Raw genomic sequence first — 13,018 nt, 5'->3', positions numbered from 1 at the left:
AGAAAAGGATGGATCATCTCATGGAAAGCAAGATGACTTACGAGATCGTGGAGAACGCGGAAACCTTTGAAAGAATGCTTGCCCGCGTTCGGGAAGCGCAGAAGATCTACGCTGCCTATACCCAGGAGCAGGTGGACGAGATCTTCCGGGCTGCGGCTATGGCCGCCAACCTGCAGCGCATTCCGCTGGCGAAGATGGCTGTGGAAGAAACCGGTATGGGTGTGGTGGAGGATAAGGTCATCAAAAACCACTATGCCGCCGAGTACATCTACAACACCTATAAAAACACAAAGACCTGCGGCGTGGTGGAGGAGGATCCGGCCTTTGGTATTCGGAAGGTAGCGGAGCCCATCGGTGTGATCGCAGCGGTCATTCCCACCACGAACCCCACCTCTACCGCGATCTTTAAAACCCTGCTCGCTTTGAAAACCAGAAACGGCATTATCATCAGCCCTCATCCCCGTGCCAAGAAATGCACCATTGAGGCTGCCAAGGTGGTACTGGAAGCTGCGGTAAAGGCCGGCGCGCCGGAAGGACTTTTCGGCTGGATCGATATTCCCTCTCTGGAGCTGACCAATCAGGTCATGGCGGAGGCGGATATTATTCTGGCTACCGGCGGCCCCGGCATGGTAAAGGCCGCTTATTCCTCCGGAACCCCTGCTTTGGGCGTGGGCGCGGGCAATACTCCCGCCATTATTGACGATACTGCCGATGTGATCCTGGCGGTGAACTCCATTATTCATTCCAAAACCTTCGATAACGGCATGATCTGTGCCTCCGAGCAGTCTGTGATCGTGCTGGATAAGGTTTATAAGGCCGTCAAGGAGGAATTCCAGAAGCGCGGCTGCTATTTCCTGAACAAGGCGGAAACGGAGAAGGTTCGGAAAACGATCCTGATAAACGGCGCCCTGAATGCGAAGATCGTAGGTCAGAAGGCCCATACGATCGCTGCTTTGGCAGGCGTGAATGTGCCGGAGGATACCAAGATCATCATCGGCGAGGTGGAGCGTGTGGATATCTCCGAGGAATTCGCCCATGAAAAACTCTCTCCTGTGCTTGCCATGTATAAGGCAAAAACCTTTGACGAGGCCATTGAAAAGGCGGAGCATTTGATCGCTGACGGTGGCTATGGCCATACGGCTTCCCTTTATATCGACCCCACCGAGGAAGAAAAGCGTGCAAAGCATCAGGAGGCTATGAAAACCTGCCGCATTTTGATCAATACCCCCTCCTCTCAGGGTGGCATCGGCGACCTTTATAACTTCAAGCTGGTTCCCTCTCTGACGCTGGGCTGCGGCTCCTGGGGCGGCAACTCTGTTTCGGAGAATGTGGGTGTGAAGCATCTGCTGAATATCAAAACCGTTGCCGAGAGGAGAGAGAATATGCTGTGGTTCCGGGTGCCTGAGAAGGTTTATTTCAAGAAGGGCTGTATGCCCGTGGCTCTGGATGAGCTGAGAACAGAATATCACAAGAAGAAAGCCTTTATCGTGACCGATACCTTCCTGTATCAAAACGGCTACACCAAGCCCATTACCGATAAGCTGGACGAAATGGGGATTCGCTATTCCTGCTTCTGGAATGTTCAGCCCGATCCTACCCTGGGCAACGCCCTGGAGGGCGTGGAGCAGATTCGCGCCTTTGAACCCGATGTGATCATTGCCCTGGGCGGCGGCTCCGCCATGGACGCGGCGAAGATCATGTGGGTGCTGTATGAGCACCCGGACGCCGACTTCCAGTCCATGGCCATGGACTTTATGGATATCCGCAAAAGAATCTACAAGTTCCCCAAAATGGGAGAAAAAGCCATGTTTGTGGCGATCCCCACCTCTGCCGGTACCGGCTCTGAGGTGACGCCTTTCGCCATTATCACCGATGAAAAAACGGGCACCAAGTGGCCTCTGGCCGATTATGAGCTGCTGCCCAACATGGCCATTGTGGACGTGGACAACATGATGAACGCCCCCAAGGGCCTGACCAGTGCTTCCGGTATCGATGTCATGACCCACGCCATTGAGGCCTATGTATCTATTATGGCCACACAGTTTACAGACGGCCTTGCCCTGAAGGCCATGAAAGCTGTATTTGATTATCTGCCCTCCGCCTATGAAAACGGCGCGAAGGATCCCGTTGCCCGGGAAAAAATGGCGGAAGCCTCCTGTATGGCGGGTATGGCCTTTGCCAACGCCTTCCTGGGGGTAAACCATTCCATGGCCCACAAGCTGGGCGCATATCACCACCTGCCCCACGGTGTGGCAAACGCCTTGATCCTCACAGAGGTCATGCGCTATAACGCGGCCGATGTTCCCGTAAAGATGGGCACCTTCTCCCAGTACCAGTATCCTCACGCCAAGGAGCGCTATGTGGAGGCCGCCCGGTTCTGCGGAATTCAAGGGAAAAACGATGATGAAGTCTTTGAAAACTTCCTGAAAGCTCTGGAAGAGCTGAAGAAAAAGATCGGGATTAAAAAGACCATCAAAGATTACGGCGTGGACGAGAAGTACTTCCTGGAAACCTTGGACGAAATGGTAGAGAACGCCTTTAACGATCAGTGCACCGGCGCCAATCCCAGATATCCGCTGATGAGCGAGATCAAGGAAATCTACCTGAAGTGCTACTATGGGAAATAATTGGAGGAGTTTATTATGAAGCTGGAAAAAATTATCGCGGTCAGAAATTCCAAAACCATCTATCGGGACGGAAAGTACGCCATCAAGGTATTCGATGAAGAGTATTCCAAAGCAGATATTCTGAACGAAGCACTGAACATTGCCAGGGTAGAGGAGACCGGCATGCCGATCCCCGGCGTGGAAGAGGTGGCGAAGATCGATGGAAAATGGGCGATCGTTACCGAGTTTGTAGAGGGAAAAACCATCGCGCAGCTGATGGAGGAAAATCCTGAGAAGAAAGAGGAATATCTGGAGCGTTTTGTGGATATTCAGCTGGAAATGCACCAAAAGACCGCGCCCCGCCTCAATAAGCTGAAGGATAAGATGAAGCGGAAAATTTCCGAAACCAAGCTGGACGCCACCACCCGCTATGAGCTGGACGCTCGTCTGGGCAGCATGCCGAAGCACAATAAGCTTTGCCATGGAGATTTCAATCCCACCAACGTGGTGATCCGGGCGGACGGCAGCTATGCCATACTGGACTGGGCCCACGCCACCCAGGGCAACGCCAGTGCCGATGCCGCCCGCACCTATCTGCTGTTCTGCCTGAACGGCGATACGGAAACAGCGGATCGGTATATGGACCTGTTCTGCAAAAAGAGCGATACCGCTAAGCAATATGTGCAGAAGTGGCTTCCCATTGTGGCGGCTTCCCAGTCTGTAAAGGGCAAACCGGAGGAGCAGGAATTTTTGATGCGCTGGGTCAACGTGGTAGAGTACGAATAAAGACAGCTTCCATTTGTTTGCCCAGCTAAAGAAAGGATCGTGGTGCTTACAATGAAGGTTACCATTTGTATTGGCAGCTCCTGCCACCTGAAGGGTTCCCGGCAGATCGTGGAGCGGCTTCAGGCGCTGGTGAAGGAAAATCATCTGGAAGACAAAGTGGAGCTGAGCGGTACGTTCTGTATGGGAAATTGCGTGAATGGCGTCAGTGTAACCGTGGACGGGCGGCTTTGCTCGCTGTCACCGGAGAATACGGAGGAGTTCTTTCAAAAAGAGATCCTTGCCGCCATATAAAGCCGCACGGCGGGCAGGCTCCATCGGGAAATTTCCTGTGATGGGGCCTGCCTCGCATACGGCAGTCTCCGGTTACTCTATCGGACACAAGAGAGGGGAAGGTCCATGGCCGACTATCTGAAGCTGAAAAAGTCAAACTGCGTAAATTGCTATAAGTGCATTCGCCATTGTCCGGTAAAGTCTATCAGGTTTTCTTCCGGGCAGGCCCATATCGTCAGTGATGAGTGCATTCTCTGTGGCAGCTGTTTTGTGGTTTGTCCTCAGAACGCCAAGGAGATCCGCAGCGATATCGGGCAGGCAAAGGAGTTGATCCAAAGCGGTAAAACTGTGGTAAGCCTGGCGCCGTCCTTTGTGGCAAATTATGAAGGCGCCACCATTGCCTCCATGGAAGCGGCGTTAAAGAAGCTGGGCTTTTCCGCGGTGGAGGAAACTGCTGTAGGCGCGTCCATTGTTAAAACCGAATATGAGAAGCTCATTCAGGAAGGAAAAATGGACGTGATCATTTCCTCCTGCTGTCATTCCCTGAATCTGCTGGTTCAGAAGTACTATCCCGAGGCGCTTCCGTACCTTGCTCCTGTGCTGTCTCCCATGCAGGCCCATTGCCGAAAGCTGAAAAAGGAAGACCCTCAGGTACATACGGTATTCATCGGCCCCTGTGTTTCCAAAAAGGCAGAGGCGGAGGAATATCCCGGCGATGTGGATTGTGTGCTCACCTTTGAGGAACTGTCCCAATGGCTGAATCAGGAGGGAATCGCGATCGAAAGCGGCGAAGATCATCAGGAGGAAAGCCGTTCCCGGTTGTTCCCAACCTCCGGCGGCATTTTGCGCAGCATGGAGCAGGATTCTCCAGACTACGCCTATTTGGTGGTGGACGGCGTGGAAAACTGCATGCACGCTCTGGAGGATATCAAGCAGGGCAAGCTGAAAAAGTGCTTTGTGGAAATGTCGATCTGCGCGGGAAGCTGTGTAGGCGGCCCGGCCATGGAGAAGAGCCGCCGTATGCCTATTACCGATTATATCGCGGTGAACCGGTATGCCGGAAAAAAAGATTTTCCGGTGGAGCAGCCTCCGGAGGAGGAGCTTTTCAAGAACCACAAATTCTTAGGGCTTCACCGGCAGATGCCGGGGCAGCGGGATATTGAAGAGATTCTGCGGAAAATGGGCAAGGAGAGCCCGGAAAAGGAATTGAACTGCGGGGCCTGCGGCTATAATACCTGCCGGGAAAAGGCCATGGCGGTCTATTTCGGAAAGGCCAGCATTGAAATGTGCCTGCCCTTCCTGAAGGATAAAGCGGAGTCCTTCTCCGACAACATCATCAACAATTCTCCCAACGGCATTATCGCGCTGAACGAGGCGCTGGAGGTACAGCAGATCAATTCCGCCGCCTGCCGGATCATGAATATCCGCCACCCCTCCGATGTGATGGGCGACCAGGTGATCCGCATTCTGGATCCCAAGGTGTTTCTGGACGTGATGCAGACGGGGCAAAGTGTGCGGGACGAAAAGGTGTACCTGGCGGAATACCGGAAATACGTGGAAGAAACCGTGATCTATGATAAAAATTATCATGTGGTCATGTGCATCATGCGGGACGTGACCGAGGAAGAAAACGAGCGAAAGAAGAAAGAAGAGCTGCACCGGTCCACCGTAGCGGTGACAGATCAGGTCATTGAAAAGCAAATGCGCGTCGTGCAGGAGATCGCCTCTCTTTTGGGCGAGACCACCGCGGAAACGAAGATCGCGCTGACAAATTTGAAGGATTCGCTGCATGATGAATGATCTTTGTACTGATATTGGCTATATGAGCCTGAATAAATGGGGCGAACAGCTCTGCGGCGACCGGGTGGAGGTCGTGGAGCAGGGTGAAAACTCCAGCGTGATCGTTCTGGCGGACGGTATGGGAAGCGGCGTGAAGGCCAATATCCTGTCTACGCTGACCTCCAAGATCATCTCTACCATGATGGCCGCCAATATGCGTTTGGAGGACTGTGTGGCCACCATAGCGGCCACTCTGCCGGTGTGCGCGGTGCGTGAGGTGGCCTATTCCACCTTTACCATTATTCACATCATTGAGAATGAGGAAGCGGAGATCATTCAGTACGATAACCCGCTGCTTATTCTGATTCGGGACGGGAAATTTGTGGAGATCCCAAAAACGGGAAACGAGATCGGCGGTAAAATGATCTACCGTTCCCGGATCCGCCTCCAGGAAAACGATTTTCTCTTCACCATGAGCGACGGCACGATCCACGCCGGGGTGGGGGAGAACCTGAATTTCGGCTGGCAGCGGGAAGACATCATTCAGTATCTGGAAATGATGTACGACAGCTCCTATACCGCCAAAACCTACGGTGCTCTGCTGCTGGAAGAGTGTAACCAGCTCTACGGCGGAAAACCGGGAGATGACACCACCGTGTGCGTGGTGAAGATCCGCAACCGTTCTCAGGTGAATTTGATGATTGGCCCGCCTTCGGACAGACGGGACGTAAACAAAATGCAGTCGCTGTTTTTCTCCAAGGAAGGAAAGCACATCGTCTGTGGAGGAACCACCTCCACCATCACTGCGGAATTTTTGGGAAAACCCATGATCGCCGATCTGGATTATCTGGATCCGGAGATCCCGCCCACAGCAAAGATAGAAGGGGTAGACTTGGTGACAGAGGGCGTGATCACCATCAGCAAGGTGTTGGATTACGCCAAGGACTACCTTCTGGAGAACGATTCCTACCGGGATTGGGGCTATAAGCGCGATGGCGCTTCCCTCATTGCCAGAATGCTGTTTGAGGAAGCCACCGATATCAATTTCTTTGTGGGCCGGGCGGTGAACCCCGCCCATCAAAACCCAAACCTTCCCATCAGTTTCAATATCAAAATGCGTTTGGTAGAGGAGCTCAGTGACTGCCTGAAAAAGATGGGAAAGCGGATCAAGGTCAGCTATTTTTAGGAGACACCGCTTCAAGCGGCCGCCGTGGATCGTGCGGTGCTGCCTCATATATTGGAAAAGGAGGGGGAACCCGTGCCAACAAAGCCCCTGCAGGACAGAAAATTTGATACCAAGGTACAGTACCTGAAATACAAGGTGCTGCGCGCCGTTGCCTATTACGCCTTTGAAGATAAGCTGATGGACGCTTACGCTGAGATCCCAAAGCTCATCGTACAGAAAAAGCCCACCATGCGCTGCTGCATCTATAAGGAGCGCGCCATTGTGGGGGAGCGTATCCGCATGGCGCTGGGGGGAGATAAGGAGAACCCCAATGTCATTGAGGTGATCGATATTGCCTGTGATGAATGCCCGGCCAGCGGCTACGTGGTCAGTGAGGCCTGCCGGGGCTGCCTTGCTCACCGCTGTGAGGACGTTTGCCCCAAGGGAGCCATTTCCTTTGATGAAAATCAGAAAGCGCATATTGATAAATCGAAATGTGTGAACTGCGGGAAATGTGCCAAGGTCTGTCCCTACAGCGCCATTATCGATCATAAGCGCCCCTGTGAACGGGCCTGCAAGATCGGCGCGATCAGCATGAGCGAAAGCGGAGAGGCCCATATCGACAACGATATCTGCATTTCCTGCGGCGCCTGCGTGTATCAGTGTCCCTTCGGCGCTATCGTGGATAAGTCCTTTATTCTGGACGTGGTAGATCTGATCAAAAAGAGCGAGCAGAACAAAAAGTATAAGCTCTATGCGGTGATCGCGCCCTCTGTTTCCAGCCAGTTTTCCTATGCCAAGCTGGGCCAGGTGATCACCGGCATCGAAAAGCTGGGCTTTTTCCATGTGGTGGAGGCGGCCTTGGGCGCGGATATGGTGGCCTATGCCGAATCGAAGGAGCTCTCGGAAAAGGGCTTTTTGACAAGCTCCTGCTGCCCGGCGTTTGTAAGCTATGTGGAGAAAAAATTTCCTCAGCTGAAGGAGCATGTTTCCCACAATCTGTCCCCTGCGGCCACCATTGCCAAGTATATCAAGGAAACCACGCCCGGGGCAAAGGTGGTGTTTATCGGCCCCTGCACCGCCAAAAAAATGGAGTTCCAGAAGGAAGAGGTACGTCCCTATATCGATAGCGCCATCACTTTTGAGGAACTGCAGGCGCTGTTTGACAGCCGGGAGATCGATCTTCCCTCACTGGAGGAGGGCGTGCTGGACAACGCCTCCTATTACGGCAGAATCTTTGCTCGCAGCGGTGGTCTCAGTGACGCTGTAGCCCAGGGTCTGAAGGAGCAGGGGCTGGAATTTGATCTGAAGGCTGTTCCCTGCGATGGGATAGAAGCCTGCCGCACCGCTCTGCTGAAGGCTTCTAAAAACCTTCTGCCCGGCAATTTTATAGAAGGCATGGCCTGTGTAGGCGGCTGTATCGGCGGCGCCGGCTGCCTGACCCATGGGGAAAAGAACAAGGCCGATGTAGATCAGTACGGTAAGGAAGCTTATGAAAAAACCATCAGCGAGGCCATCGGTCTTCTTCAGAAATAGAAGCGGTCAGCTGCCAAAAACTGGCTTTTTCAAATTTAATGGTTCGCCTTTTCGAAAATTATTGACAAATCCTCCTTTGCATGGTATGAATGATAGCAAATACCGGCAGAGGAGGATCTTTTTTGTGAAAGCTTCATTTTTCCTGGGAAATAAAACCTTCGAGGTACGGGAGCAGGGGCTGCCCCGTGCGGGAAAAGGGGAGGTCGTTGTTCAAAACGCCTTCTGCGGCGTGTGCGGTACCGATGTACATATCTATCACGGCGAACCCGGCTCCGCCGATGTGACCCCGCCGGTGGTGCTGGGCCATGAGTATTCCGGAGTTGTCACGGAGGTGGGAGAGGGTGTTTCCTCTTTGCGTCCGGGAGACCATGTGACCATCGACCCCAACATCTATTGCGGGAAATGCGAATACTGCCGGGCGGGGAAGAAACAGCTCTGTGAAAGCATGGAAGCCATCGGCGTAACCAGAAACGGAGGCTTCGCCCAGTACAGCCTGGTGCCGGAGTCCCAGGCTTTTCTGCTGTCTCCGGAGCTGCCGCTGGAATTCGGCGCCATGGCGGAGCCTGTGGCCTGCTGCCTGCACGGCGTCGACCGGGCGGAGATCAAAGAAGGCGATACCGTCTGCATTGTGGGCGGCGGAGCCATCGGTCTGATCATGGTGCAGCTGGCAAAACTGGCGGGTGCGGCGAAGATCGTTCTCAGCGAGCCCAACGGAAAGCGCCGGGAGGCAGGGCGAAAGCTGGGAGCTGATGAGGCGGTAGATCCCACCGCGGAAGGGGCCATGGAGCCTCTGCTGGAAACCGCCGATGTGGTGATCGAGTGCGTGGGCAATCTTCCGGCGGTGAAAAGCGCCTTCCGCTTTGCCAAAAAGGGGGCCAACATTGTGCTGTTCAGCGTGCCGAAGGTAGAGGCCCGGTTTGAACTGCCGCTGTTTGACGTGTATAAGAAGGAGCTGACCATCAAGGGCTCCTTTGTCAACCCCGATACCCACAGCCGCGCCGTGGCCCTGCTCAACGCCGGAAAGCTGGACTTCTCCCAGATCATCACCCACCGCTTTCCGTTAGAGCAAATGGATGAAGCCATCGCCATGCAGATGAGCGACCAGTCCATCAAGGTAGTGGTTTTCCCGTAGGACTGAGAAAACGATATTTTTATAAAAAACTGATCGGATAGCTTCTGGCAGGCTTGTCCGATCAGTTTTTATTGTCTATAGGAAGCTTCCCAATCACAGGTTACCTTTCTCCGTCCTTTGCTTTTCCAGCCTCTTGGAAAGAAAAACCGTCAAGAGCCCGCAGGCGATCCCCAATACTGCGCCTGCCAGTACATCTGTAGGCCAGTGTACAAACAAAAAGACGCGGGAAAAGGCAATGAGACAGGCCAGAACAAGAGCCGGGATCCCCCATTTTTTGGAGTGGCAGAAAAATACCGTGGCCGCGGCAAAGGAGGCGCAGGTGTGCCCGGAGGGAAAGGAAAAACCGGAGGGCGGAGAGATCAGCAGGGAAATGTAGTTTGGGAAGGCCTGAAAGGGCCGTTCCCGGCAAACGATATTTTTCAGCAAAATCTCTCCCAGTAAAAAGCCCGCCGCTATGGCGCAAAGCGCGAAAGCTCCCTGCCGCCTTGTCTTTTTCAGAATCAGGAAAAGCAGCGAGGCAATGATCCAAACAAGCCCGGCTTCTCCCAAATAAGTGAGAAAAGGAAATATTCTGTCTGTAACAGCGTTGTGAAAATGGTTTTGCACAAAAGCCATCACGATGCTGTCGAATCCATTGATCCCGTTCAAATGCTTCTCTCCCTTTCAAAAAGCGGAATTTTCTATAGATCCAGTATAGCATAGTTCCCGGAGATTTTCACCCTTTTCCGCAAAACATAAAACTCTTTTTTTCCGCGTATATATGCCAGAGACCTTGAAAACCGGGGAGGATGGAAAATGGAGCTTCATAGTGTAAGCTGGCGGGAAGCTGCTGAGCGGCTGGAAACAGACAGCGAGCGGGGCTTGAGCCGGGGAGAGGCCCAAAGAAGACTGCAAAAATTCGGAAAAAATGAGATCCGGCAAACCAGGCGGAAAAGCCTGATCGTTCGTTTTTTCAGCCAGTTTCAGGATTTTATGGTATTGATCCTGCTGGCCTCGGCAGCGGTTTCCTTTTTTGTTTCCCGTATGCGGGGAGACAATGAATTCATTGACTCTGTTATCATTCTCGCCATCGTGGTGTGCAACGCCATCATCGGCATGGTGCAGGAGCTTCGGGCGGATAAGGCCATAGAAGCTCTGAAAAAGCTTTCCTCGCCTCATGCCAGGGTGCTGCGGGAAGGAAGAAAGCATACGGTGGAAAGCTGGGAACTGGTGCCGGGGGATGTGGTGATCCTGAAGGCGGGAGACCTGGTCCCGGCGGATATTCGGCTGATCAAAAGTGTGGAGCTTCAGGCGGAGGAATCCGCCCTGACAGGAGAATCGGTTCCCTCCGAAAAGGACGCCAATGCCTTTTGCCCGGAAAACGCCACCCTGGCGGAGCGAAAGAACATGCTCTTTGCCTCTACCGGTATCGCCTCCGGCGCCGGTGTGGGGATCGTAACGGCTACCGGCATGGATACCAGCATGGGCCAGATCGCCAAAATGCTGGAAAATGAAAAAGCCCCCGCCACGCCGCTGCAGCAGAAGCTGAAGCAGACGGGGAAGGTGCTGGGCATCGGTGTGGTGGTGATCTGCGCCGTGATCTTTACCCTGGGGCTGATTCAGAAAATAGAGCCCCTGGAAATGTTTATGATCGCCATCAGCTTAGGCGTGGCGGCGATCCCGGAGGGCCTTACGGCGGTAGTGACCATCGTGCTCGCTATGGGGATCAAACGCATGGCGCAAAAACGGGCCATTGTGCGCCATATGCCCGCTGTGGAGACCCTTGGCAGCACGCAGGTGATCTGTTCGGACAAAACAGGCACCCTCACCCAGAACAAAATGACAGTAACGGCGTTTTCCGGCGCATACGGAGAAGAGCGGCTGGATACCCCTACCGCTCAGTTTGCCCTGGAGCTTGCCACCCTTTGCAACAACTCCGAGGAGCAGGAGGGAAAGCTTTTCGGAGACCCCACGGAAACGGCGTTTCTGCGGGCCTGCCACACGGCAAAGTCCGCCCTGGAGCAAAGCTTCCCCAGGGCGGGGGAGATCCCCTTTACCTCAGCGCGGAAAATGATGACCACCGCCCACCGTACCGCCCAGGGCTACCGCGTCATTTCCAAGGGCGCGCCCGATGTGCTGATCGCCCGGTGCGGCCAAATGCAAAAGGGCAGCACGATCGTTCCCTTAAGCGGTTCCCTGAAAGCAAAGCTGATGGCGGATAACAGCGCTCTGGCGGAGCGGGCCCTGCGGGTGCTGGCAGTGGCCTATAAAGATGTTTCCTCCCTGCCGGGCGATGATAACGAAACGGAAAGCGGCCTGATTTTCTGCGGCCTTATCGGCATGGAAGATCCGCCCCGCAGCGGGGTAAAGGCGGCGGTTTCCGAGTGTAAGCGGGCGGGAATTCTGCCGGTCATGATTACGGGCGACCACGCCGCCACGGCCCTTGCCATCGGAAAACGGATCGGCATCGCGGACGATTCCGGCGGCGTGATCACCGGTGCGGAGCTGGATCGCCTCAGCGAAGGAGAGCTGAGCCGGCAGATTTTTGACTACCGGATCTTTGCCAGGGTCTCTCCGGAGCACAAGGTGAAGATCGTGAAGGCCTTTCAGCGCCGGGGCATGGTGGTGGCCATGACCGGAGACGGCGTCAACGACGCGCCTGCCCTGAAAAGTGCCGATATCGGCTGTGCCATGGGGAAAAACGGCACCGAGGTGGCGAAATCCGCTGCCGATATGGTGCTGACGGACGATAATTTTTCCACCATCGTTTCGGCGGTGCGGGAGGGCAGGGGAATCTATAAAAATATCCGCAAAACCATTCACTTCCTGCTTTCCTGCAATATCGGGGAGATTCTGGTGGTATTTGTGGCCTTCCTGCTGCGGGCCCCGGCGCCGCTATTGGCCATTCAGCTGCTCTGGGTCAATTTGGTCACAGATTCCCTGCCCGCTCTGGCCTTGGGGGCTGACCCCATTGAGCGGGACGTTATGGAGGAGCCTCCTCACCGGAAAAATGAGGGGATCTTCTCCGGCGGCATGGGCTTTTCCGTGGCGGCGGAGGGCTGCCTGGTGGGCGCTCTGGCGCTGCTTGCCTACACCATCGGACGGGTCTGGTTCGATACCGACCCCATGGAGCCCTGGATCGGCCGCACCATGGGCTTCGCGGTGCTGAGCCTTTCCCAGCTGGTGCACAGCTTCAATATGCGCTCGGAGCATTCCGTGCTGAAGCTGGGTCTTTTTTCCAATAAAAAGCTGCTGGCCGCCTGCGCCCTGTGCTGCGCCATGATGGTCAGCGTGATCTTGGTGCCTGCGTTGTCCGCCATGTTCAAAACCGCCGCCCTGAACGGCCTTCAGTGGCTCATTGTGGCCGGGCTTTCTCTGTTCCCTCTTGTGGCGGTAGAAGGCGAAAAGCTTTTGCTGGAGCATATTCCTGCCAGAAAACAAAGCAAACGGAAATAAAGACCGCGCTGTAAATTAGATGATCAGTTGTGGAAAAGGGCAAAAAGAATGAGCAATTGGGAAGGGCACAAGCGTTGCAAGCAACACAAGCATTGTAACCAACGCTCGATAAATTGGATTTTATCTGCCCTTTGCCTCCCCTTATTTATAGAGGGGAAATAGACTGCTTCGCAGTCTGCGGGGACCGCCGAGGGGTGAGCGCGTCCCGGTGGGGGGAAGGTCTCCAGTGGAGAACTCAGCTGTCGCTTCAGACATTGCTGAACGTGCCCCACTGGGGCACAGCAACCGCTCTGACCCGTTCTCGTTTGT

Annotated in this window: 9 protein-coding genes; 8 read left to right on the top strand and 1 reads right to left on the bottom strand. The window is 54.4% G+C overall.

The annotated features are described in order from the left end of the window. The first annotated feature begins 32 nt into the window (after positions 1 to 32). The 7 genes from adhE (at position 33) to U8T64_RS11135 (ending at position 9,274) form a co-directional block, all read left to right on the top strand. On the top strand, positions 33 to 2,627 hold the full coding sequence (gene adhE / locus U8T64_RS11165; protein WP_322183805.1) for a bifunctional acetaldehyde-CoA/alcohol dehydrogenase: 2,595 nt from the start codon (positions 33 to 35) through the stop codon (positions 2,625 to 2,627). A gap of 15 nt (positions 2,628 to 2,642) precedes the next feature. Next, a complete protein-coding gene (locus tag U8T64_RS11160; protein WP_322183554.1) occupies positions 2,643 to 3,392 on the top strand; it encodes a phosphotransferase family protein in 750 nt (249 codons plus the stop codon). 51 nt (positions 3,393 to 3,443) lie between these two features. Further along, a complete protein-coding gene (locus tag U8T64_RS11155) occupies positions 3,444 to 3,683 on the top strand; it encodes a (2Fe-2S) ferredoxin domain-containing protein (protein ID WP_322183803.1) in 240 nt (79 codons plus the stop codon). Between the two features lie 105 nt (positions 3,684 to 3,788). Beyond that, positions 3,789 to 5,462 carry a [Fe-Fe] hydrogenase large subunit C-terminal domain-containing protein gene (locus U8T64_RS11150; protein WP_322183552.1) on the top strand — a complete coding sequence of 558 codons (1,674 nt, stop codon included), beginning with the start codon at positions 3,789 to 3,791 and terminating at the stop codon, positions 5,460 to 5,462. After that, positions 5,452 to 6,627 (top strand): SpoIIE family protein phosphatase, encoded by a 1,176-nt coding sequence (locus U8T64_RS11145; RefSeq protein WP_496196606.1) that lies wholly within the window; start codon positions 5,452 to 5,454, stop codon positions 6,625 to 6,627. The genes U8T64_RS11150 and U8T64_RS11145 overlap by 11 nt, the downstream gene beginning before the upstream one ends. 72 nt (positions 6,628 to 6,699) lie before the next feature. Continuing rightward, positions 6,700 to 8,142 (top strand): 4Fe-4S dicluster domain-containing protein, encoded by a 1,443-nt coding sequence (locus tag U8T64_RS11140; RefSeq protein ID WP_322183550.1) that lies wholly within the window; start codon positions 6,700 to 6,702, stop codon positions 8,140 to 8,142. Positions 8,143 to 8,266: 124 nt separating this feature from the next. Further along, complete coding sequence (locus U8T64_RS11135) at positions 8,267 to 9,274, top strand: zinc-dependent alcohol dehydrogenase family protein (protein WP_322183548.1); 1,008 nt, start codon at positions 8,267 to 8,269, stop codon at positions 9,272 to 9,274. 93 nt (positions 9,275 to 9,367) lie between these two features. Here the strand turns inward: U8T64_RS11135 and U8T64_RS11130 are convergent, their stop codons facing one another. Continuing rightward, positions 9,368 to 9,922: a phosphatase PAP2 family protein gene (locus U8T64_RS11130; RefSeq protein WP_322183547.1), complete on the bottom strand. Its 555-nt coding sequence runs from the start codon at positions 9,920 to 9,922 to the stop codon at positions 9,368 to 9,370. 147 nt (positions 9,923 to 10,069) lie between these two features. Between U8T64_RS11130 and U8T64_RS11125 the strand changes: the two genes are divergently transcribed. Then, entirely contained in the window at positions 10,070 to 12,709 is a 2,640-nt protein-coding gene (locus U8T64_RS11125; RefSeq protein WP_322183545.1) for a calcium-translocating P-type ATPase, PMCA-type, read from the top strand. The last annotated feature ends 309 nt before the right edge of the window (positions 12,710 to 13,018 follow it).

The sequence above is a fragment of the Neglectibacter caecimuris genome (assembly GCF_034335015.1).
Lineage (GTDB): Bacteria > Bacillota > Clostridia > Oscillospirales > Acutalibacteraceae > Acutalibacter > Acutalibacter caecimuris_A.
Note: the sequence above shows the minus strand (reverse complement) of the source record. Positions and strands in the feature narration are given on the sequence as shown.

Coding starts and splice junctions, on each gene's coding strand:
- U8T64_RS11150 (WP_322183552.1), top strand. CDS start 3,789: ATGGCCGACTATCTGAAGCTGAAAAAGTCAAACTGCGTAAATTGCTAT.
- U8T64_RS11155 (WP_322183803.1), top strand. CDS start 3,444: ATGAAGGTTACCATTTGTATTGGCAGCTCCTGCCACCTGAAGGGTTCC.
- U8T64_RS11145 (WP_496196606.1), top strand. CDS start 5,452: ATGATGAATGATCTTTGTACTGATATTGGCTATATGAGCCTGAATAAA.
- U8T64_RS11160 (WP_322183554.1), top strand. CDS start 2,643: ATGAAGCTGGAAAAAATTATCGCGGTCAGAAATTCCAAAACCATCTAT.
- U8T64_RS11125 (WP_322183545.1), top strand. CDS start 10,070: ATGGAGCTTCATAGTGTAAGCTGGCGGGAAGCTGCTGAGCGGCTGGAA.
- adhE (WP_322183805.1), top strand. CDS start 33: ATGACTTACGAGATCGTGGAGAACGCGGAAACCTTTGAAAGAATGCTT.